Annotated in this window: 23 protein-coding genes; 8 read left to right on the forward strand and 15 right to left on the reverse strand. The window is 45.4% G+C overall.

What is annotated here, in order from left to right; translation table 11 throughout:
- Positions 1-27: 27 nt before the first annotated feature.
- Complete coding sequence (trmL, locus tag D9736_RS11510) at positions 28-501, forward strand: tRNA (uridine(34)/cytosine(34)/5-carboxymethylaminomethyluridine(34)-2'-O)-methyltransferase TrmL (protein WP_000932351.1); 474 nt, start codon at positions 28-30, stop codon at positions 499-501.
- Between the two features lie 55 nt (positions 502-556).
- Here the strand turns inward: trmL and cysE are convergent, their stop codons facing one another.
- The 5 genes from cysE to D9736_RS11535 form a co-directional block, all read right to left on the reverse strand.
- Positions 557-1,378 carry a serine O-acetyltransferase gene (cysE, locus tag D9736_RS11515; RefSeq protein WP_001277565.1) on the reverse strand — a complete coding sequence of 274 codons (822 nt, stop codon included), beginning with the start codon at positions 1,376-1,378 and terminating at the stop codon, positions 557-559.
- A gap of 79 nt (positions 1,379-1,457) precedes the next feature.
- Positions 1,458-2,477: an NAD(P)H-dependent glycerol-3-phosphate dehydrogenase gene (gpsA, locus tag D9736_RS11520; RefSeq protein WP_112914747.1), complete on the reverse strand. Its 1,020-nt coding sequence runs from the start codon at positions 2,475-2,477 to the stop codon at positions 1,458-1,460.
- On the reverse strand, positions 2,477-2,944 hold the full coding sequence (gene secB, locus D9736_RS11525; RefSeq protein WP_130206686.1) for a protein-export chaperone SecB: 468 nt from the start codon (positions 2,942-2,944) through the stop codon (positions 2,477-2,479). Before secB ends, gpsA begins: the two co-directional genes overlap by 1 nt.
- Before the next feature lie 62 nt (positions 2,945-3,006).
- The gene (gene grxC / locus D9736_RS11530) at positions 3,007-3,258 is read right to left on the reverse strand and encodes a glutaredoxin 3 (RefSeq protein ID WP_000024392.1); all 252 of its coding nucleotides are present in this window, start codon (positions 3,256-3,258) and stop codon (positions 3,007-3,009) included.
- A gap of 140 nt (positions 3,259-3,398) precedes the next feature.
- Positions 3,399-3,830, reverse strand: coding sequence for a rhodanese-like domain-containing protein (locus D9736_RS11535; protein WP_130258362.1), 432 nt, complete (start codon positions 3,828-3,830; stop codon positions 3,399-3,401).
- A 244-nt stretch (positions 3,831-4,074) separates the two neighbouring features.
- Here D9736_RS11535 and gpmM point away from each other — a divergent pair, with 244 nt between their 5' ends.
- The 3 genes from gpmM to D9736_RS11555 are packed head-to-tail and all read left to right on the forward strand — an operon-like array spanning position 4,075 to position 7,875.
- Positions 4,075-5,619, forward strand: coding sequence for a 2,3-bisphosphoglycerate-independent phosphoglycerate mutase (gpmM, locus tag D9736_RS11545; protein WP_130215192.1), 1,545 nt, complete (start codon positions 4,075-4,077; stop codon positions 5,617-5,619).
- 33 nt (positions 5,620-5,652) lie between these two features.
- A complete protein-coding gene (gene envC / locus D9736_RS11550) occupies positions 5,653-6,912 on the forward strand; it encodes a murein hydrolase activator EnvC (RefSeq protein ID WP_001626259.1) in 1,260 nt (419 codons plus the stop codon).
- Between the two features lie 3 nt (positions 6,913-6,915).
- Complete coding sequence (locus D9736_RS11555) at positions 6,916-7,875, forward strand: divergent polysaccharide deacetylase family protein (protein ID WP_130215190.1); 960 nt, start codon at positions 6,916-6,918, stop codon at positions 7,873-7,875.
- On the opposite strand, the gene waaH is transcribed toward D9736_RS11555, so the two are convergent.
- From waaH to kbl, 3 genes are all read right to left on the reverse strand, one after another.
- Entirely contained in the window at positions 7,862-8,896 is a 1,035-nt protein-coding gene (waaH, locus tag D9736_RS11560) for a UDP-glucuronate:LPS(HepIII) glycosyltransferase (protein ID WP_130258363.1), read from the reverse strand. The two genes, D9736_RS11555 and waaH, sit on opposite strands and share 14 nt — an antisense overlap.
- Before the next feature lie 238 nt (positions 8,897-9,134).
- Entirely contained in the window at positions 9,135-10,160 is a 1,026-nt protein-coding gene (gene tdh, locus D9736_RS11565) for an L-threonine 3-dehydrogenase (RefSeq protein ID WP_130206693.1), read from the reverse strand.
- Positions 10,161-10,173: 13 nt separating this feature from the next.
- A complete protein-coding gene (gene kbl, locus D9736_RS11570) occupies positions 10,174-11,370 on the reverse strand; it encodes a glycine C-acetyltransferase (RefSeq protein WP_130258364.1) in 1,197 nt (398 codons plus the stop codon).
- A gap of 213 nt (positions 11,371-11,583) precedes the next feature.
- On the opposite strand from kbl, the gene rfaD reads away from it, so the two are divergent.
- The 4 genes from rfaD to D9736_RS11590 are packed head-to-tail and all read left to right on the forward strand — an operon-like array spanning position 11,584 to position 15,810.
- Positions 11,584-12,516 (forward strand): ADP-glyceromanno-heptose 6-epimerase, encoded by a 933-nt coding sequence (gene rfaD / locus D9736_RS11575; protein WP_000587764.1) that lies wholly within the window; start codon positions 11,584-11,586, stop codon positions 12,514-12,516.
- A 9-nt stretch (positions 12,517-12,525) separates the two neighbouring features.
- On the forward strand, positions 12,526-13,572 hold the full coding sequence (gene rfaF / locus D9736_RS11580) for an ADP-heptose--LPS heptosyltransferase RfaF (protein WP_130215184.1): 1,047 nt from the start codon (positions 12,526-12,528) through the stop codon (positions 13,570-13,572).
- Between the two features lie 3 nt (positions 13,573-13,575).
- The gene (gene rfaC, locus D9736_RS11585; protein ID WP_130258365.1) at positions 13,576-14,535 is read left to right on the forward strand and encodes a lipopolysaccharide heptosyltransferase RfaC; all 960 of its coding nucleotides are present in this window, start codon (positions 13,576-13,578) and stop codon (positions 14,533-14,535) included.
- A 9-nt stretch (positions 14,536-14,544) separates the two neighbouring features.
- Entirely contained in the window at positions 14,545-15,810 is a 1,266-nt protein-coding gene (locus D9736_RS11590) for an O-antigen ligase (RefSeq protein WP_130258366.1), read from the forward strand.
- Positions 15,811-15,835: 25 nt separating this feature from the next.
- Here the strand turns inward: D9736_RS11590 and D9736_RS11595 are convergent, their stop codons facing one another.
- From D9736_RS11595 to rfaS, 7 genes are all read right to left on the reverse strand, one after another.
- Complete coding sequence (locus D9736_RS11595) at positions 15,836-16,909, reverse strand: glycosyltransferase family 9 protein (protein ID WP_130258367.1); 1,074 nt, start codon at positions 16,907-16,909, stop codon at positions 15,836-15,838.
- Positions 16,910-16,941: 32 nt separating this feature from the next.
- Positions 16,942-17,793 (reverse strand): 3-deoxy-D-manno-oct-2-ulosonate III transferase WaaZ, encoded by an 852-nt coding sequence (gene waaZ, locus D9736_RS11600; protein WP_130258368.1) that lies wholly within the window; start codon positions 17,791-17,793, stop codon positions 16,942-16,944.
- A gap of 73 nt (positions 17,794-17,866) precedes the next feature.
- Entirely contained in the window at positions 17,867-18,565 is a 699-nt protein-coding gene (rfaY, locus tag D9736_RS11605) for a lipopolysaccharide core heptose(II) kinase RfaY (protein ID WP_130258369.1), read from the reverse strand.
- Positions 18,566-18,582: 17 nt separating this feature from the next.
- The gene (rfaJ, locus tag D9736_RS11610) at positions 18,583-19,599 is read right to left on the reverse strand and encodes a lipopolysaccharide 1,2-glucosyltransferase RfaJ (protein ID WP_130258370.1); all 1,017 of its coding nucleotides are present in this window, start codon (positions 19,597-19,599) and stop codon (positions 18,583-18,585) included.
- Between the two features lie 39 nt (positions 19,600-19,638).
- Positions 19,639-20,658, reverse strand: a complete 1,020-nt coding sequence (gene waaO / locus D9736_RS11615) for a lipopolysaccharide 3-alpha-galactosyltransferase (protein WP_130258371.1) — start codon at positions 20,656-20,658, stop codon at positions 19,639-19,641.
- A complete protein-coding gene (gene waaB / locus D9736_RS11620; protein ID WP_130258372.1) occupies positions 20,658-21,737 on the reverse strand; it encodes a lipopolysaccharide 1,6-galactosyltransferase in 1,080 nt (359 codons plus the stop codon). Before waaB ends, waaO begins: the two co-directional genes overlap by 1 nt.
- A gap of 43 nt (positions 21,738-21,780) precedes the next feature.
- Complete coding sequence (rfaS, locus tag D9736_RS11625; RefSeq protein WP_130258373.1) at positions 21,781-22,716, reverse strand: LPS core biosynthesis protein RfaS; 936 nt, start codon at positions 22,714-22,716, stop codon at positions 21,781-21,783.
- Between the last annotated feature and the right edge of the window lie 28 nt (positions 22,717-22,744).

Below are 22,744 nucleotides of genomic sequence, written 5' to 3' on the forward strand. Positions count from 1 at the left end.
ATCCTGCCCCCGCACTAAGGGGGCAGTATGCTAAACATCGTACTTTACGAACCAGAAATTCCGCCAAATACTGGCAACATCATCCGTCTTTGCGCTAATACCGGCTTTCGTCTGCATATCATCGAACCAATGGGATTTGCCTGGGACGATAAGCGCCTGCGCCGCGCAGGGCTGGACTACCACGAATTTACCGCCGTTACGCGTCATCATGACTACAGCGCGTTCCTCGAAGCAGAAAATCCCCAGCGCCTGTTTGCCCTCACTACAAAAGGTACGCCCGCACATAGCGCCGTAAGCTATCAGGATGGCGACTATCTGATGTTCGGCCCGGAAACACGCGGCCTGCCAGCGAGCATTCTTGATGCCCTGCCCGCTGAACAAAAAATTCGTATTCCAATGGTGCCGGACAGCCGCAGCATGAACCTGTCCAATGCGGTTTCGGTAGTGGTGTATGAAGCCTGGCGCCAGTTGGGGTATCCGGGAGCGGTATTGAGAGATTAGTTACGCCAGGCCGGATAAAATGCGTTAGCATCGCATCCGGCACGATCACAGAACGTCAGATCCCATCCCCATACTCAAACGTATGGTTAATACCGTTGAAATGCTGGTCCATATCCATCGACGGCTTATCGCTGTCTGGTTTACCGACAATGCGTGCCGGAACGCCAGCGGCGGTAGTATGCGGCGGCACCGGTTGCAGCACCACGGAACCTGCGCCAATCTTCGCGCCGCGCCCAACTTCAATATTGCCGAGAATTTTCGCGCCCGCGCCAATCATCACGCCTTCACGAATTTTCGGGTGACGGTCACCGCTGGTTTTCCCTGTACCGCCAAGGGTGACGGATTGCAGAATCGACACGTCGTTTTCAATCACCGCCGTTTCACCAACGACAATGCCCGTCGCGTGGTCGAGCATAATGCCACGGCCAATTTTTGCTGCCGGGTGAATATCGACCTGAAACGTCACAGAAACCTGGTTTTGCAGAAAAATAGCCAGTGCGCGACGGCCCTGATTCCACAGCCAGTGACCGATGCGATACGCCTGCAAGGCATGAAAACCTTTCAGGTATAACAACGGCGTTGAGTATTTATCCACCGCCGGGTCGCGGGTACGCACCGCCTGAATATCGCAGGCCGCAGAAGCGATCATTTCCGGGTCGGCGGCATAGGCTTCTTCCACCACTTCACGGATAGCAATGGCAGGCATGATTGGCGATGACAGCTTGTTCGCCAGCATGTAGCTCAGCGCACTGCCAAGGTTTTCGTGCTTGAGTAGTGTCGCGTGGTAAAAACTGGCCAGCATTGGCTCACAGTCCGCCAGCGTTCTGGCTTCAGCTTTAATATTGTTCCAGACAATTTCCAGTTCTTCACACGACATTGCTTACTCCACACGATGAGATAATGACCGGCCCGTTCTGCGCGGGCCGGGTCATAGCGGTAACAAAGGTTCCCTGGGTTTAGTGGCTGCTGCGCTCGTCCTTGCGTGCACGACCTAGTAAAGTCAATGCTGCCTCGCGCGCGTTTTTTCCGCAATATAATACTTGATAAATTTCCTCGGTTATTGGCATTTCAACGCCGAAGCGATGCGCCAACTCGCGGACTTCTTTCGTATTGCGATAGCCTTCCACCACCTGACCAATCTTCTCCTGCGCGCTTTGTACATCCATGCCCTGACCGAGCATCATGCCAAAACGGCGGTTACGCGACTGGTTGTCGGTACAGGTAAGCACCAGATCGCCCAGCCCCGCCATTCCCATAAAGGTGGCAGGATCGGCACCCAGCGCCGCGCCAAGACGCGACATCTCAGCCAGACCACGGGTAATTAGCGCCGTTCGTGCATTCGCGCCAAAACCGATACCGTCGGACATCCCCGCGCCAATGGCAATGACGTTTTTCACCGCGCCGCCAAGCTGCACGCCAATGAAATCCGGATTGCTGTAAACGCGGAAACTTTTGCCACAGTGCAGCAACTGCTGGAGATCATCGGCGAAGGTCTGGTCGGTAGAGGCCAGCGAAATAGCCGTCGGTAAACCTGCCGCCAGTTCTTTCGCAAATGTTGGGCCAGAGATAACCGCTAGCGGAATTTGATCGCCTAACGCCTCACGCGCCACGTCCTGTAACAGACGCCCGGTTTCCGCTTCCAGACCTTTAGTCGCCCACACCAGACGCGCATCAGAACGCATCAGCGGTTTAATCTGGCGCAGCACTTCACCAAAGACATGGCTGGGTACGACGACGAGAATATTACGGCTGGCTGCCAGCGCGGTGGCGAGATCGCTTTCAAGATGGAGCGTATCGGGAAAAGGCACATCGGGGAGAAACGCGGCGTTACAGCGGTCGCGTTCAAGCGTTGCGATATGTTCAGGGTCATGGCCCCAGAGGACAACCTCGTGGCCATTTCTTGCCAGGGTGATGGCAAGAGCGGTGCCGTACGAGCCGGCACCGATCACAGTCATTGAAGCATTACGTTGATTCATCAGGCATCCTGATGTTCTTCAGTACCTTCGCCAGCCTGCTGCTGCAAATAGTTCATGAACAGCGCATCGAAGTTAACCGGCGCAAGGTTCAGTTGCGGGAATGTACCGCGGGATACCATGCTGGTGATGCATTCACGAGCATACGGGAACAGAATGTTCGGGCAGTATGCGCCCAGGCAATGTGCCAGCTGGGTGCCTTCGATACCCGCGATGGAGAAAATACCGCCCTGCTGAACTTCACACAGGAACGCAGTTTCTTCGCCCAGGGATGCCGTTACGGTAACACGCAGTACCACTTCGTAAACGTCATCTGCCAGTTGAGAAGATGCCGTATCCAGATCAAGTTTAACTTCTGGCTGCCAATCTTTCTGGAAAACGTGCGGCGCGTTCGGCGCTTCGAAAGAAATATCCTTGGTATAAATACGTTGGATCTGGAAAGTCATTTCGGTGTTGTTTTGTTCTGACATGTGTAGAAAACCCTTAAGTGTTGTCCTTAAATACTGCGCAATGTAATGCCAACGTTCACACGTTATTTCAGCAGGGGATCCAGTCCACCACGTGCATCCAATGCATACAAGTCATCACAGCCGCCAATGTGCTGTGCGTCAATAAAAATCTGGGGAACCGTGGTGCGACCGCTGCGTTTGATCATCTCTTCACGCTTAGCGGCGTTGCCATCGATCGGCAGCTCCTGAAAACTCACGCCCTTGCTGCTCAGCAGTGCTTTTGCACGATGGCAATACGGGCAGGTTTCTTTGGTATAGATTTCAACATTGGCCATAACTTAGCTCCTGTTTTTTACCCTGAAATTTCATGTTGCAGGGCGGCAGCAAAATGGAGTGTCCCCAGAAGCTTATAACAATAAGTCGCTGGGGGCATAATTGCAGCTAACGGCCTGCATCATGAAAGACGACAGGTAAATTATTTGCCGCGCACCAGAGGCAAGTTTTCGCCAGCCCAGCCAGCGACGCCGTCTTTCAGCACGAATACTTGCGTAAAACCAGCTTTCGTCAGCGCGTTTGCAGGCTCCTGGCACTGCATGCCAGAACCGTCTACCACGATAACCGGTTTGTCTTTGTGCTTCTCAAGCTCACCAACATTGTTGGCTTTGATTTCGCTCGGCAACAGATTGATAGATCCTGCGATATGGCCTTTACGGAAGTCATCACGCTGACGTAAATCCACAACCACAGCGTCTTCTTTGTTGATCAGACGCGTAGCTTCACCACGAGTAATCACCTTCACTTTCGAGGTCAGGCTCTTAAACGTAGTGACAAGAACCGCCACCAGTAACGCGATCCAGGCGATACTCAGTATGGGATGACGGCCAACAAATTGCATAATTTCTTGCATGGGGGGTAACAACTCCCGACGTAGTGATTAAAAAAACCAGGAAAGGAGTATACCTGCGCAGTGCGGCAAATACAGCCAGCGCGTTAACTGGAATGCAATTTTGCGGGGCGCTACGAAAAAAAATCGCAAATCTGGCATCGGCTTGCCGCGAGCGGTCGTATATTTTGATCTTCAGAGGCTATTTTATCGATTCAGCTGTAGTAAAATTACGCAAATTTTGACTCTTGAGTATGAGGTTGTCGCAATGTCGGTTTCTAAAAAACCTATGGTACTGGTGATTCTGGATGGCTATGGCTATCGCGAAGAACAGCAGGATAACGCCATTTTTAGTGCTAAAACCCCGGTAATGGATGCACTGTGGGCCAATCGTCCGCATACCCTGATCGACGCTTCCGGTCTGGAAGTCGGTCTGCCTGACCGTCAGATGGGTAACTCCGAAGTAGGCCACGTTAACCTGGGTGCCGGCCGCATCGTGTATCAGGACCTGACTCGTCTGGACGTTGAAATCAAAGATCGCGCTTTCTTCGCTAACCCGGTACTGACTGGTGCGGTAGATAAAGCGAAAAACGCAGGCAAAGCAGTACACATTATGGGTCTGCTCTCCGCAGGCGGCGTACACAGCCACGAAGATCACATCATGGCGATGGTAGAACTGGCAGCTGAACGCGGCGCAGAAAAAATCTACCTGCACGCATTCCTTGACGGTCGCGACACTCCGCCGCGCAGTGCTGAATCTTCGCTGAAAAAATTCGAAGAGAAATTTGCCGCGCTGGGTAAAGGCCGCGTAGCGTCCATCATTGGTCGTTACTACGCGATGGACCGCGACAACCGTTGGGATCGCGTTGAAAAAGCCTATGACCTGCTGACTCTGGCGCAGGGTGAATTCCAGGCCGATACTGCCGTTGCTGGTTTGCAGGCTGCTTATGCTCGCGACGAAAACGACGAATTCGTGAAAGCGACCGTTATCCGTGCGGAAGGCCAGCCAGATGCAGCAATGGAAGACGGCGACGCGCTGATTTTCATGAACTTCCGTGCTGACCGTGCGCGTGAAATCACTCGTGCATTCGTGAACGCTGATTTCGATGGCTTCGCGCGTAAGAAAGTGGTTAACGTCGATTTCGTGATGCTGACCGAATACGCCGCTGACATCAAAACCGCAGTGGCTTACCCACCGGCGTCTCTGGTTAACACCTTCGGCGAGTGGATGGCGAAAAACGACAAAACTCAGCTGCGTATTTCCGAAACCGAAAAATATGCCCACGTTACTTTCTTCTTCAACGGTGGCGTAGAAGAGTCGTTCAAAGGCGAAGATCGCATTCTGATCAACTCACCGAAAGTGGCTACCTACGATCTGCAACCGGAAATGAGCTCCGCAGAGCTGACCGAAAAACTGGTTGCGGCAATCAAGAGCGGCAAATACGACACCATTATCTGTAACTATCCGAACGGCGACATGGTAGGTCACACCGGGGTGATGGAAGCGGCGGTTAAAGCGGTAGAAGCGCTGGATCACTGTGTTGCAGAAGTGACAAAAGCCGTTGAGTCCGTGGGTGGACAACTGCTGATCACCGCTGACCACGGTAACGCTGAACAGATGCGCGATCCGGCAACGGGTCAGGCACACACAGCACACACCAACCTGCCAGTTCCGCTGATTTACGTTGGTGATAAGAACGTGAAAGCGGTTGAAGGCGGTAAGCTTTCTGACATCGCACCGACCATGTTGTCGCTGATGGGGATGGAAATCCCGCAAGAGATGACTGGTAAGCCGCTGTTCATCGTGGAATAATCCCTCCCCATGAGGGGAAAGGCGATTAATACCATGACACGGGCCACGAAACCGCGCAGGTTTGCAGTCAGGCCCATCATTTACGCCAGCGTTCTTAGCGCTGGCGTATTGTTGTGCACGTTTTCCGCCCACGCGGATGACCGCGACCAACTCAAGTCTATTCAGGCCGATATCGCCGCGAAAGAGCGCGCGGTACGCCAACAGCAGCAACAACGCTCAAGCCTGCTTGCTCAGCTGAAAAAGCAGGAAGAGGCGATCTCCGAAGCCACCCGCAAGCTGCGCGAAACGCAAAACACGCTCAATCAACTGAATAAACAGATTGATGAGATGAACGCGTCGATTGCCAAACTAGAGCAGCAAAAAGCCGCCCAGGAACGCAGCCTCGCCGCGCAACTGGATGCCGCGTTTCGTCAGGGTGAACATACCGGTATTCAGCTGATTCTCAGCGGTGAAGAAAGCCAGCGCGGTCAACGATTGCAAGCTTACTTCGGCTATCTCAACCAGGCGCGACAAGAAACCATCGCCCAGTTGAAGCAAACGCGTGAAGAAGTCGCCATGCAGCGTGCTGAACTGGAAGAGAAACAAAGCGAGCAACAAACGCTGTTATATGAGCAGCGCGCCCAACAGGCGAAACTGACTCAGGCGCTGAACGAGCGTAAAAAGACGCTGGCGGGGCTGGAATCTTCCATCCAGCAAGGTCAGCAGCAGCTAAGTGAACTGCGTGCCAACGAATCCCGTCTGCGTAACAGCATTGCCCGTGCAGAAGCGGCAGCGAAAGCGCGTGCTGAACGTGAAGCGCGCGAAGCTCAGGCGGTTCGCGACCGTCAGAAAGAAGCGACGCGTAAAGGCACCACCTACAAACCGACCGAAAGCGAAAAATCGCTGATGTCCCGAACTGGTGGTCTGGGCGCGCCGCGCGGTCAGGCATTCTGGCCGGTTCGCGGGCCAACGCTGCATCGCTATGGCGAACAGCTACAAGGCGAACTGCGTTGGAAAGGGATGGTTATCGGTGCTTCTGAAGGTACTGAAGTTAAAGCGATTGCCGACGGTCGGGTGATTCTGGCTGACTGGCTGCAAGGCTACGGTCTGGTGGTGGTGGTTGAGCACGGTAAAGGCGACATGAGTCTTTACGGCTATAATCAGAGCGCACTGGTGAGCGTTGGTTCGCAGGTTCGCGCGGGCCAGCCAATTGCACTGGTGGGCAGCAGTGGTGGTCAGGGTCGGCCTTCACTCTATTTCGAAATTCGCCGCCAGGGTCAGGCGGTCAATCCACAACCGTGGTTGGGAAGATAAGTTTTGTTTCCATTTCGTCGTAACGTTCTTGCATTTGCCGCGCTGTTGGCGCTCTCCTCCCCCGTAATTGCTGGCAAACTAGCCATCGTCATTGATGATTTTGGTTATCGCCCGCACAACGAAAACCAGGTGCTGGCAATGCCCTCCGCGATCTCCGTCGCCGTGTTACCCGATTCACCGCACGCCAGAGAGATGGCGACCAAAGCGCATAACAGCGGTCACGAAGTGTTGATCCATCTGCCAATGGCACCGTTGAGTAAACAGCCGCTGGAGAAAAACACGCTGCGCCCGGAGATGAGCAGCGACGAAATTGAGCGCATTATTCGTAGTGCGGTCAATAACGTGCCCTATGCCGTGGGAATCAACAACCACATGGGCAGCAAAATGACCTCTAACCTGTTTGGTATGCAGAAAGTGATGCAGGCGCTGGCGCGTTACAATCTTTACTTCCTCGACAGCGTAACCATCGGTAATACCCAGGCGATGCGCGCCGCACAAGGCACTGGCGTGAAGGTTATTAAACGGAAGGTGTTCCTCGACGATTCGCAAAATGAAGCGGATATTCGTGTACAGTTTAATCGTGCAATTGACCTGGCGCGTCGCAACGGTTCGACCATCGCCATTGGTCATCCACATCCCTCAACGGTACGCGTATTGCAACAAATGGTTTATAACCTGCCGCCAGACATTACGCTGGTGAAAGCCAGCAGCTTGCTGAATGAACCACAGGTCGATACATCTACACCGCCGAAAAATACTGTACCCGATGCACCGCGTAATCCGTTCCGTGGCGTGAAGCTGTGTAAACCGAAAAAACCGCTGGAGCCAGTTTATGCGAATCGCTTCTTTGAAGTATTAAGCGAAAGCATCAGCCAGAGCACGCTGATCGTTTACTTCCAGCATCAGTGGCAAGGCTGGGGCAAACAGCCCGAAGCGGCGAAGTTTAACGCTAGCGCAAATTAAAGGCGCTACGCGTAATGCGATGGTGCGATCGTGTTTTGTCGCGCCATTGCCATAAGCGGAAAGACCACAGTAATGCCTGATAACCCACCTTTACGCTGCGAACATTAGTAATCAGGCGCTTATACATGCCGGAAGTAAATATCTCAGCAATCATCCGTTGGCGAGTAATAATATCCGGCTCTTTGCGCACCGCATGGCAAACACGCAATGCTTCGTAAGTTATTTGCTGATGAAATTCCGGATAAATTGTAATTTTGTCGGCATAATTTCGATTTAATTTCTCCAGCAGTCGGGTAATCTTAATATAGTGCCGTTGATAATTAAGGTTTTTATTCCCTTGTCTATTCAACCGACTCACTGACGTATTATGCAGATAATATTTATATAACGATTGCTCAGTATATCGCGCACGCAGCGCGTTAAACATAAATTCTGTTGTCCAGACAATATCCTGATGATGTAATCCGGCAACAAATTTAATGTTATTTTTTACAATAACATCGCGGCGATAAACACCCATCCAGACAACGTGAGTCCAGCGGCGAGAAGAAAGTCCCATCCGCAGCCAGTCCGGGCCGGTTAATACGCCGGTTGAGCGTATGCGATCGGTGGGAATGGATTGCCAGGTTTCCCCCGTTTCACGAAAACACCAGTCAGCGTTGCACTGCGCCACGTCGAGATCGTCCTCTAACGCCATAGTCATCAGCGTTTCATACATGGTGGGATAGACTTCATCATCAGCATCGACAAAAGCAACATATTTGCCCGTCGCTGCCTCGATCCCGCGATTACGCGCCACCGATGCGCCAGCATTCGCCTGATGCAGCAAGCGAACATGTGGATGTTTTTCTGCGTAATGCTTTGCTATTTCAACAGAATTATCCGTTGATCCATCGTTAATAATAATAATTTCCAGAGCAGTCCAGGTTTGCGCAATTAAAGATTCCATGCAAGCGTTGAAATCATCTCCCGCATTATATAACGGGATAATAACACTTAGTTTATTGGTGCTGTTCATCATAAATTACCGACGACCTCTGAAGTTACCCTAACGTTGTACAGGCTTTGTATTAAGAAACCATTAAGCTTGTGAAATATTATTTTTACGGGTGAGAAAGTAACTTCAGGCTAGAGAGATAATGAAAGCAGCAATATAAGATAACAGCGCAATTACGATATCTTTATTACACTGACAGGATTTTACATATTTAACGGATTATCCTCAGGAGAAAGGGCTGGAATACCAGCCCTTGTTCGTGTTAATCCCAGCTCAGAATAACTTTCCCGGACTGGCCAGAACGCATAGCATCAAAGCCTTTCTGGAAATCGTCGATGGAGAAACGATGGGTAATGATTGGCGAGAGATCCAGACCAGACTGAATCAGCGCCGCCATCTTGTACCAGGTTTCAAACATCTCACGACCGTAAATACCTTTAATGAACAGGCCTTTAAAGATCACTTTTGTCCAGTCGATAGACATATCAGACGGCGGGATACCCAGCATCGCAATACGACCACCGTGATTCATGGTGTCCAGCATCGTGCGAAACGCTGACGGCGCACCAGACATCTCCAGACCAACATCAAAGCCTTCAGTCATGCCCAGCTCGGCCATCACGTCATTGAGGTTTTCTTTGGCGACGTTAACTGCACGAGTGATGCCCATTTTGCGCGCCAGCCCCAGACGGTATTCGTTAACATCAGTGATCACCACGTTGCGTGCACCAACGTGTTTCGCTACCGCCGCGGCCATAATACCAATTGGGCCTGCACCAGAAACCAGCACATCCTCGCCGACCAGATCAAACGATAGCGCCGTATGCACCGCATTTCCGAACGGGTCAAAAATTGCGGCTAAGTCATCGGAAATATTGTCGGGGATTTTGAAGGCGTTGAACGCCGGGATCACCAGATATTCGGCGAAGCAGCCCGGACGGTTAACGCCGACGCCGATCGTGTTGCGGCACAGATGGGTACGACCGCCACGACAGTTGCGACAGTGACCACAGGTGATATGGCCTTCGCCAGAAACGCGATCGCCGATCTTGAAGCCTTTCACTTCCTGACCGATGCCAACCACCTCACCAACATATTCATGGCCTACAACCATCGGTACTGGGATGGTTTTTTGCGACCACTCATCCCAGTTATAGATGTGAACGTCAGTCCCGCAGATGGCTGTTTTACGGATTTTAATCAGCAGATCGTTATGTCCGAGTTCCGGTTCAGGAACGTCGGTCATCCAGATGCCCTCTTCCGCTTTCAGTTTGGATAACGCTTTCATCTCACATCCTCACTCAGGCGATTACGCCCAGTTGTTTACCAATACGCGTGAACGCTTCTACCGCACGCGTAATTTGCTCAGGGGTATGCGCCGCAGACATCTGAGTACGAATACGCGCCTGACCTTTCGGAACGACCGGATAGAAGAAACCGGTGACGTAAATGCCCTCTTTTTGCAGCTCACGAGCAAATTTTTGTGCCACTACCGCATCGCCAAGCATGACCGGAATAATGGCGTGATCGGCTCCCGCCAGGGTAAAGCCCGCCGCCGACATTTGCTCACGGAACTGACGCGCGTTCGCCCACAGACGGTCACGAAGCTCACTACCCGCTTCGACCATCTCCAGCACTTTGATGGAAGCGGCGACAATCGCTGGTGCCAGCGAGTTGGAGAACAGGTACGGGCGAGAACGCTGGCGCAGCCACTCAACCACCTCTTTGCGCGCCGCGGTATAACCACCAGAAGCCCCGCCCAGCGCTTTACCCAGCGTGCCGGTGATAATATCGACACGGCCCATCACATCGCAGTATTCATGAGAACCGCGACCGTTCTCACCGACAAAACCGACCGCATGGGAATCATCCACCATCACCAGCGCATCGTATTTATCGGCCAGATCGCAAACCCCTTTCAGGTTGGCAATTACGCCATCCATAGAGAACACGCCATCGGTGGCGATTAACACATGGCGCGCCCCGGATTCACGTGCTTCTTTCAGGCACGCTTCCAGCTCCTGCATATTGTTGTTGGCATAGCGATAGCGTTTGGCTTTACACAGTCGCACGCCGTCGATGATCGAGGCATGGTTCAGAGCATCGGAGATAATGGCGTCTTCCGCGCCCAGCAACGTTTCAAACAGACCGCCGTTGGCATCAAAGCAGGAAGAGTAGAGAATCGCATCTTCCATCCCCAGGAAGGCCGCCAGTTTTTGTTCAAGCTCTTTATGGCTGTCCTGAGTGCCGCAAATAAAACGCACCGAAGCCATGCCGAAACCGTGAGAATCCATTCCCGCCTTTGCCGCCGCAATCAGATCCGGATGATTCGCCAGTCCGAGATAGTTATTGGCACAAAAGTTTATGACGTGACTTCCATCAGCCACAGTGATGTCTGCTTGCTGCGCAGACGTAATAATGCGTTCTTCTTTAAACAACCCTTCCGCCCTTGCGGTTTCCAGATCGTTAGTTAACTGCTGATAAAATTCTCCACGCATTGCGATTCTCCAGACAGGGCAATTTCCAGCACATATTACCCAAACTTATAGTTCGCGACGAGATGACGCGTTAACACTTCTGTAAAATTTAGAATAAATAACGTCCATCCCCCTCACTTTCGGCGAATGGCTGAAGCCAACGCCGTGTAGTGATATGATAGAAGTATTCGTGTCTGAGATTGTCTCTGACTCCATAATTCGAAGGTTACAGTTATGATCATCGTTACCGGCGGCGCGGGCTTTATCGGCAGCAACATCGTTAAGGCCCTGAATGATAAAGGCATCACCGATATTCTGGTGGTGGACAACCTGAAAGACGGCACCAAGTTTGTGAACCTGGTGGACCTGAACATCGCGGACTATATGGATAAGGAAGACTTCCTGATCCAGATTATGGCGGGCGAAGAGTTCGGCGATGTCGAAGCGATTTTCCACGAAGGCGCGTGCTCTTCCACTACCGAGTGGGACGGCAAGTATATGATGGATAACAACTATCAATACTCCAAAGAGCTGCTGCACTACTGTCTGGAGCGCGAAATCCCGTTCCTGTACGCCTCTTCTGCAGCCACTTACGGCGGTCGCACCTCCGACTTTATTGAATCCCGCGAATACGAAAAACCACTGAACGTCTATGGTTATTCGAAGTTCCTGTTTGATGAATATGTTCGTCAAATCCTGCCAGAAGCGAACTCGCAGATTGTTGGCTTCCGCTATTTCAACGTTTATGGACCGCGTGAAGGCCATAAAGGCAGCATGGCGAGCGTCGCTTTCCATCTCAACACCCAGCTTAACAACGGTGAATCACCGAAACTGTTCGAAGGTAGCGAGAACTTCAAACGCGACTTCGTCTACGTGGGCGACGTGGCTGATGTGAATCTGTGGTTCCTGGAAAATGGCGTTTCCGGCATCTTCAACCTCGGTACTGGTCGTGCGGAATCCTTCCAGGCAGTAGCAGATGCAACACTGGCTTATCACAAGAAAGGTCAGATCGAATACATTCCGTTCCCGGATAAACTGAAAGGCCGCTACCAGGCGTTTACTCAGGCGGATCTGACTAATCTGCGCGCTGCGGGTTACGACAAACCGTTCAAAACCGTTGCTGAAGGTGTAACGGAATACATGGCCTGGCTGAATCGCGACGCATAAGAGCTCTGCATGAAAATACTGGTGATCGGCCCGTCTTGGGTTGGCGACATGATGATGTCGCAAAGTCTCTATCGCACGCTCCAGGCGCGCTATCCCCAGGCGATAATCGACGTGATGGCACCGGCATGGTGCCGTCCATTATTATCGCGGATGCCGGAAGTTAACGAAGCTATCCCTATGCCTCTCGGTCACGGGGCGCTGGAAATCGGCGAACGCCGCAAACTGGGTCATAGTCTGCGTGAAAAGCGCTACGACCGCGCCTACGTCTTACCCAACTCCTTCAAATCCGCATTAGTGCCTTTCTTCGCGGGTATTCCTCATCGCACCGGCTGGCGCGGCGAGATGCGCTACGGTTTACTCAACGATGTACGTGTGCTCGATAAAGAAGCCTGGCCGCTAATGGTGGAACGCTATGTGGCGCTGGCCTATGACAAAGGCGTGATGCGTACCGCACAAGATCTACCAAAACCGTTGTTATGGCCGCAATTGCAAGTGAGCGAAGGTGAAAAATCATATACCTGTAATCAATTTTCGCTTTCATCAGAACGTCCGATGATTGGCTTTTGTCCGGGCGCGGAGTTTGGCCCGGCGAAACGCTGGCCACACTACCACTATGCAGAGCTGGCAAAGCAGCTGATTGATGAAGGTTATCAGGTGGTTCTGTTTGGCTCGGCGAAAGATCATGAGGCGGGCAATGAGATTCTTGCCGCTTTGAATACCGAGCAGCAGGCATGGTGTCGGAACCTGGCGGGGGAAACACAGCTTGAGCAGGCAGTCATTTTGATTGCCGCCTGTAAAGCCATTGTCACTAACGATTCTGGCCTGATGCACGTTGCTGCGGCGCTCAATCGTCCACTGGTTGCGCTGTATGGACCAAGCAGCCCGGACTTTACGCCGCCGCTTTCCCATAAAGCGCGCGTGATCCGCCTGATTACCGGCTATCACAAAGTGCGTAAAGGTGACGCTGCAGAGGGTTATCACCAGAGCTTGATCGACATTACTCCCCAGCGCGTATTGGAAGAACTCAACGCGCTATTGTTACAAGAGGAAGCCTGACGGATGCGGGTTTTGATCGTTAAAACATCGTCGATGGGCGATGTTCTCCATACGCTGCCCGCACTCACCGATGCCCAGCAGGCAATCCCGGGGATTAAGTTTGATTGGGTGGTGGAAGAGGGATTCGCACAGATTCCTTCCTGGCACGCCGCCGTTGAGCGGGTTATTCCGGTGGCGATACGTCGCTGGCGCAAAGCCTGGTTCTCGGCCCCCATAAAAGCGGAACGGAAAGCGTTTCGTGAAGCCCTTCAGGCAGAAAACTATGACGCAATTATCGACGCCCAAGGGCTGGTAAAAAGCGCAGCGCTGGTGACACGTTTAGCACATGGCGTTAAGCATGGAATGGACTGGCAAACCGCTCGCGAGCCTTTAGCCAGCCTGTTTTACAATCGCAAACATCATATTGCGAAACAGCAGCATGCCGTAGAACGTACCCGTGAACTGTTCGCAAAAAGCCTTGGGTATAGCAAACCGCAGGCCCAGGGCGATTATGCTATTGCGCAGCATTTCCTGACAAATCCACTACCGGATGCTGGGGAGTATGCTGTATTCCTTCATGCGACCACCCGCGATGATAAACACTGGCCGGAAGAGCACTGGCGAGAATTAATTGGTTTACTGGCAGGTTCAGGGATTCGAATTAAACTACCGTGGGGAGCGCCGCATGAAGAAGAGCGGGCAAAAAGGCTGGCGGAAGGCTTTGATTATGTCGACGTACTGCCGAAGATGACGCTGGAAGGCGTTGCCCGCGTGCTAGCTGGAGCTAAATTTGTTGTGTCAGTCGATACAGGATTAAGCCATTTAACTGCGGCACTCGATAAACCCAATATCACAGTTTATGGGCCTACAGACCCTGGATTAATTGGCGGTTATGGGAAGAATCAGGTAGTTTGCATGGCACCGGGGAAAAGTTTAATTAATCTCAACGGTCAAGCAGTTTTGGAAAAATTATCATCATTATAAAGGTAAAACATGCCAACCTTCATTAAACTTCATTCATGGAAACCTTACACTCTGAAATCATCTATGATTTTAGAGATAATGACTTATATATTATGTTTTTTTTCATTGATAATTGCATTCGTCGATAACACTTTCAGCATAAAGATATATAACATCACTGCTATAGTTTGCTTATTATCACTAATTTTACGTGGCAGACAAGGAAATTATAATATAAAAAACCTTATTCTTCCACTTTCTATATTTTTTATAGGATTGCTTGATTTAATTTGGTATTCTGTGTTTAAAGTAGACAACTCTCCATTTCGTGCTACTTACCACAGTTATTTAAACACTGCCAAAATATTTATATTTGGATCTTTTATTGTTTTTTTGGCACTAACTAGCCAGCTAAAAACAAAAAAAGAAAGTGTGTTATACATTTTATATTCCCTGTCATTTATAATTGCTGCATATGCAATTTATATTAATAGCATTCATGAATATGACCGCATTTCTTTTGGTATAGGAGCGGCAACAGGAGCGGCATATTCAACAATGCTAATAGGGATAGTTAGTGGTGTTGCAATTCTTTATACTAAAAAAAACCATCCTTTTTTATTTTTATTAAATAGTTGTGCGGTACTTTATGTTCTGGCACTGACACAAACCAGAGCAACTCTACTCCTTTTCCCTGTAATTTGTGCTGTTGCACTAATTACATATTACAACAAATCCCCCAAAAAATTCACTTCCGCTATCGTTCTACTAATTGCCATATTGGCCAGTGTTGTAATTATATTTAATAAACCAATTCAATATCGCTATAACGAAGCATTAAATGATTTAAACAGTTATACCAATGCTAATAGCGTGACTTCTTTAGGTGCAAGACTGGCAATGTACGAAATTGGTTTTGATTTATTCAAAGAATCGCCTTTTTCATTTAGATCTGCAGAGTCGCGCGCTGAAAGTATGAATTTGTTAGTCGCAGAAAACAATAGACTAAGAGGAGCTTTGGATTTTGCTAACGTACACCTACATAATGAGATAATTGAAGCAGGGTCACTGAAAGGTCTGATGGGGATTTTTTCCACCCTTTTCCTCTATTTTTCACTATTTTATACAGCATATAAAAAACGCGCATTGGGTTTGTTGATATTAACGCTTGGCATTGTGGGGATTGGACTCAGTGATGTGATCATATGGGCACGCAGCATTCCAATTATCGTTATATCCGCGATAGTCCTCTTACTCGTTATTAATAATCGTAACAATACTATTAATCAAGAATAGACAAGTTTAAGAAGTGAGTTAAAACTCACTTCTTATCTATACAACTTAATCTCTTTACTGAATCAGTTAAAGTTTCAGTATCGATATCTTTTATCGTAAATGTTGGGGATACTATTTGTATAGATTGATGATTATTCGGTGCCCAAATTAAATGTGAGGGATATTCCGGAGTACGTGAATTAGGATAAAATGCAAGCGTTGGTTTATGATAAGCCGCAGCGATATGAACAAGAGCTGTATCAACAGAAATGACAAAATCACTATACCGGGTCAAAGCAACAGTATAAATAAACTCGTCAAATGGTAGTGTTTCAATTTCAGGTATTGGTATTGTCAATAAATCTTGCGGTAACCCGGTAAATATCACTCGATAATTTTCAAACTGTGCTTTCACTTCTTGATATATAATTTTTATTTGCTCAAACGTAAGTCGGCATATTTTTTTTGCACCTAATGGGTTAATGATGACTATTCTTGTATTTCCAATAAAATCTTTTATTTTATTTTCAACATCTACAGGTAAATGCAAGTCGTAGTCGGTGGAAAATTCACCCTCACCATAAATATGCTTCAGGATTTCTGTTGCTCGTGTACTCATATGTTCTTTTAAACATTCATCGTGGGGATGGTAAAATGAATAGTAACGCTTATACCATTGATCAAAACCCAGAATGTAAGAATCTTTTAAACTTGATAATATTAAACTATGCTTAAATGAGGGCATTGTTTCAAAGGGGTCTAATACAATATCGAACTGTAAATCCCGCAGATGCTTACATAGAGTAAGCATTTTAAGGGAGCCCGTCGATTCTTTGATACAGAACTCAAATATATTTTTATTATTAGAGAGAAACTCCCCACCCTTTCTATTTGTGAGAATGGTTATTTTAACTCCTTTACTATAAAGCTCACGATAAATCGAACTTAATACAATTAGATCACCGAGTTTATTATTATCATGAATGATTAGGCATGATTTAATTTGTGCTGGTTCTGTAACTTGGTCATTGATTTTCTTACGAAATAAAAAAGAAAGGAAATTAATTTTGATTTTGTTTATATAAAATCTTTTCTTTTTGTGAAAAGTTCCTAAACGCATTTTTATACCATATTATTTTAGTTTCAGGATGACTAATTAGCATAAGAATCAGTTGAAGCTTTATATTGCATTTTTTTTCTTGTCTTATCCTTTGACTCTTCTGTACTGATATCTTGAAGTTTAATAAAAGGAATTACATCGTAAGAAATAGCCGTATCATCCGACAAATTATAAATATTAATATCATCTATATTATCACGCATAAAACGGAAAAATGGCAAAATTTTAAATAAATCTCTACTCAATTCCGAGGGCATAGGATTCTTATTTTCATCATAAAAACGAGAACAACTACCCGTTAAATCAAGACCAGAACAAATAATTCTCGCATATTTAAGTGAATATGCTATTTGAATTGCAGCGAAGGCAATAGTATGGCATGAGCAATAACCAAGACTAATGTCCTTGCAAAATCCAACCAGACGACCTTTTTTAGACAACGGTACAGAGATCAGCAGTTCTTTGTGAATCTGGCTCAAAATATTAAATTTAATCTTCTTTATCAAACCGCCTTTTTCTCGGCGGTAAAAAGATCGTAATACGAGGCAGTTCTGGAGGATATAAAGTTTATCTTCTTTGGAAGCGTGTTCATAAACGTCAACGTTTACTATGGTATAACGACTTCTCTGGCTAAATTTATAAAAATCATCACGACGCTGATGTAAAAAGCGGACATCTGTAAGTACATATATGAAAGGAACGATATTATGACTTAACAAATATTGCGCAGAACCATTGACAGCAATAATATCCTTTGTTCGCAATGCTGACAAAGGTGTTTTTTGCGATGTAGGGCCAGAAAGAAAAATAATAACATCATCAGATGTTCTATTTTCAATCAGGTTTTCAACATCTTTTTTGTCAATGTATCTAATATTCTTCATGATAAACCTGTGAAATAAATAACTCCGCTTAAAACTGTCCTGGTGAAGACATGGAATTGTGGGTATTTCTATTTTAGCGCGCTGGTTTCCCTTTCAAACGCCGCATAAAATTGCGCATTTTTTTACGATATACTAAAAGATAATAGCCTAGATCTTTAATCTCATTTTTAATACCGTAATGACGCTCTAAGTCAATACGATCTTTCGCTTTACGCTGCGCTGAAGCACGTTTTCCAGAGAGATCAATAATTCGAACCTCACCATTTTTTATAATGAAGTTACCACGATGGGGGTCGCCAGAAACCATGCCATGTTGATGTAAGGAATTAATTGATTGCTGAATTTTATTTTTTAGCACATCATCAATATCAGGCATATCACACAACTCTATGCCATCAATATACTCGATGATCATGATATAAGTATGGACAAAACGTAAGGTTTTCCGTTCAGCCAATAAATAAAAATCATTGAGTGTATTTAACCCTTCATTTCTTACTTTTTGGGTTTGCTCAAAAAGGCGTTCGTAATAATCACCTTTTAACAGAGACTTAAAGAAACGTTCGTTACGCTTAACTTTCGGAGAAAAAACCTTAAGAATCAATTTACCGTAATCGGTATCAATAAGCATAACTTTTGTATCATCAATAGAACGAAAAATCTTGATGATATTTATATTATAAGACAAGAAGTCATTTAATACATTGAGATACTTTGAATTGTTTTCATCGGTAAAAACAACCAAGTCTTTGATCTTGCTCTTCTGAATCATAATAAACCAGTTAAATGTTATTTACGGTAATATTTTCGGCAAAGATAACAGACTCCTGCTATAATTCCTGAGATATATTTATGCTGTACTAAAAGATGTTTATATCTTTTTTTAAATTCAATAATTGATTTTGCATCTCGTGGAGAGTCATCTTTCCATGGTGAATTTTCTAAAGCTATTTGATAGTATTTTACCGATGGATAAATTGCCCATTTGTGCCACGGTTTAGTTGCACCTGTATAATGAATAAGCAGAGTACTTTCTGTAATCAGCTTTTTATAGTTTTGATGTGTTTTGTCTTTTAATTCACTTTTAATTGTATAAATTGTATTGTACTCACGAGGCAAAAATATTGTCATCCCTTTCAGTAAGATATTCATAACATCCTGATCAGGGTATTTATAAACATTATCTTTACTCATAAGAATAGACAACGCTTTTTCTGTTAGTTTTGCGTCAGCCCATTTTTTTAAGTCTAAATAAACGACGCCGGAATTAAAGTATTGCCCAAGTAATTCAGGATCAGACAACCTGGATACCGCCTTTTCCTGCATTGGCTCAACATCTTTAACAACAGCAGCTACCGCTCCGTTTAAATCCAGATGCAATAGTTGGCTAATATCGCCTTTACAAACAACATCTGCATCAAGATAAAGCAAACGATCAAGCGTTAAACCCAATAATTGAAATGCAAATAAACGGAAGTACATTGCTCTTGACCAGACCTGTGTACAAGGCAAGCACTGGAGCTTATCAGTGTTAATTCTATATAACGTGATTCTTAATTGGTATTGCTCTGCAAGCTTTGCGACTTTTTGAAAAAAACCATCATTATAAACGTCAGCAATAATATAAAAATCAAGATTAATATGTCGATTGTTTAGGACAATTGATGTGATGGAAACACCTACACCATCAAGATAATTAGCATCGACACCATAGGCAACATTTAAACATTCAGAAGTATTTATATTAACTAGCCGATAATCCCAGGCTTTAACTTTATCTATCTCTATGGCAGGAAATGAGTCCACAATGCTACCCTTATATCATTACTTTATAGTTTCCCAGTTTTAATGCTTTATCTTTTCAATAAAATAAAAAAGATAATTGCTAAATCCTTTTAGATATCTATGCTTTTTAAGCATATGTTTTGCGCTATATCTTAATTGATTGCTATTGTTCGGTTTCAGCAACGCCGTATTCTTCCATGGCGAAGCATTTTTTGCCTCCATAAAGGCTTGTGATACAGGATAATCCCAGGCCCAATCATGCCAGGGCTTGGTTGGACCGATATAGTGGATAAAAATAGTATCGTTGGTTACTGGGTTTGTAAAACTTTCTTTGAGTTGATAGTTTAAGCTAAACTGGGTGTTATATTTTATATCAGCAAAAATAAGTCTGTCTGCCAGCAACATATTTAATACATCCTGATCAGGATGTGTTATTTTTTTGACTATTTCTGGATCATTTAGCATTGCAATGGCTCGTGCAGAAACCTGCTGAGCAGCCCATTGGTCAGTATTAATCAATAAAAAACCGGAGTTAAAGTAACCTTTAGCAATTCCCGCAACACCTAACGAATGTGCGCGTTTTTCCCACCAGTCAGTTTGCCCTTCTGTAACAACCATTGCGACTTTATTGTCAGGAAATGAGAAATTAATTAGTGGATCAATACTCCCCTGACAAATGATATCTGCATCCAGATAAAGGACTTTAGACGTCTTATTAATAAAGTAATCTGCAATAACAAAGCGAAAATATATTGCATGAGTCCAGTTCTTAGTGCTAGGCAATGAGCGGAGTCGATCAGCATTAATCAGATATATTTTAATTCTGGTTTTATACTGCAGCGCCAGGGCATCAAAATACTTACGATCATCATCACCAAAATAGTCAGTAAAAATATGGAAACACAATCGACTTCCTTCATTATACTTTAATATTGAAGCAATCGAAATTCCGCAACCAAATAGAAAATTTTTGTCAGTTCCATAAGCGATGTCCAGACAAAGATTTTCTGTTTCTACTTTATGATTATAATCAATAACTGAATTAAGAAACTCAGTTTCCTGGAAAAACACCTGCTGCATTATTTCCTCCGGGAAATAGCAGAAATAATTATCTTATGTAATCTATCGTAATACTTCGATTGATAAAATTTATCGATCGACGCAGGAATTTTTTCATGTTCGATATAAATTTCACCTGCTATATATTTATTGAGAAGAGATACAAAACCAGCAATATCTCCCGGTTGATACAGATGACCATTAACATCAGGTTGAATAATGTCAGCAGGCCCGGAGACACAATCGGCGCTGATGCAAGGAATTCCCCATGACAAGGCTTCAAGTAGGGTCATTGGGAAACCTTCAAAAGATGACGTGAGCAATAATGCACTCACTTTTTTAATATCTTGCTGGACCAATTCCCAGGGATGTTGTTGCCAACCATACCAGACTATTCGATCATCAATATTTAATTCTCTACCATAAGCCTGGCATTTTTCGAAATCGGAACCATCACCCAATACATGGAGTTTCCAGTTACCTTGCGCTTGTGATAAGCCATCAAGGAGGTCTTTAACCCGCTTCTGGCCCTCGAATTTCATACGCCCAACATAAATGAACGTTGCCGTTTCGCCTTCCTCAGGCGCAGGAATGACTGTGCCTTTAGCTTCGACTGGATTAAAAATAACATTTATCGTCGATTCTGGTACACCTCGATTAATCATTTGCTGTTTAATGCCAGAGCTGATTGCTAAATGATAGTCGGCACAGGTGATATATTCAGCATGTTTTTTGTGATCTAAAGAAAAATGCGGCCATGAAAATACTGGCACATCAATTCCTGATTTTTTACGTGCTTTAGCCGCATACAAACACGAGATAACGTCAATACAAATAACAACATCTGGCTGATAATTCTGAAGCCATTTGCTTAAAGCATGAATATGTTTCGCCCGACGCAAAAAGCCTAAGCGAATATTGGAAAATGAACACGAGTACTTAATACCTTCCAGCCATCCCTTATCCATTTTATCATTACGACAAAAGAAAAACATTTCACTATGGATATGTTGTTGCCTGAAGGTAGTAATAACATCACGAATGACTGTTTCCATACCGCCAAATCCAGAAACAGCTTCGCCGATAAATGCTATTTTCATTGAAACTCTCATTAATTGAGTAAAACTCACTGTTTTAACGGTTTTATTTTTCTATAAAATCAGAAACAATTGTTGACATCATTTTATCAGGGCTGAATTTATATAAACTATCATAATCCATTGGTTTAACAGATGAGTTAATAAAATACTCTAACTTATCCCAATCATCATGACCTATTATAAAAAAACGAGACTCACTATAGATTTCTGAGCCAAGTATATTTATATTATTAGTAATTAATTTTTTATTGAAAAATAGTGCTTCAAGTATACGAAGAGTCCAGCCAGATTGGTTTTCTTTAGTTATATCAACAATTATATTAGCATTTAATGTTCTTCTAATATTCTCTTCGTACGGTATTTGTTTTTCAATCAAATACTTTGAAGACGGAGATGATGTTTTATCTTTGACAACATTAAAATCCAGCTTACATCCTAGTGTTGTTAATCTATCGGCTAATTCATTAATTATTTGAAGACGTCCTTTATCACGACCAAGAAAAAAACATATTGGCTGACTGTTATTTTTGTCAGATAAACTATAATTTCTAATTTCATCCATTCCTATAGGAAAAAATTGTTCTATTGCCTTGGTCTTTTCATTCCCTATAAATCTATGCTCAAAATCATAGATAATATCAAAATAATTAGTGTTATCAAAAATAAAATCTTCGTTGACAGTATTTCTTAGAAGTAATACCTTATGACAATTAATATTTATTAATATTTGCTTGTTAATACCTTTATTAATGACACTGTCATTAAAGATAATTATATCATCCTTTTTTACAGCATTTAGGTGATGTTTGATAAATAATCGTCCCAGCCATGCATTATCCATCCCTAATTTCGAAATTTTCTTATTAACCCAGTTGTATTTTTTTGGTGTTGTTATATTTTTTATCTTGTACTTTTTTTTCAGGTACTGGATCATTTTTAATTCATAATCTGCAACCCAGTTTATAAAATAAATAGTCATAATGAAGTTAGTTCCAGTACATACTGAT

It is taken from the genome of Escherichia sp. E10V10 (assembly GCF_004211985.1).
GTDB lineage: Bacteria > Pseudomonadota > Gammaproteobacteria > Enterobacterales > Enterobacteriaceae > Escherichia.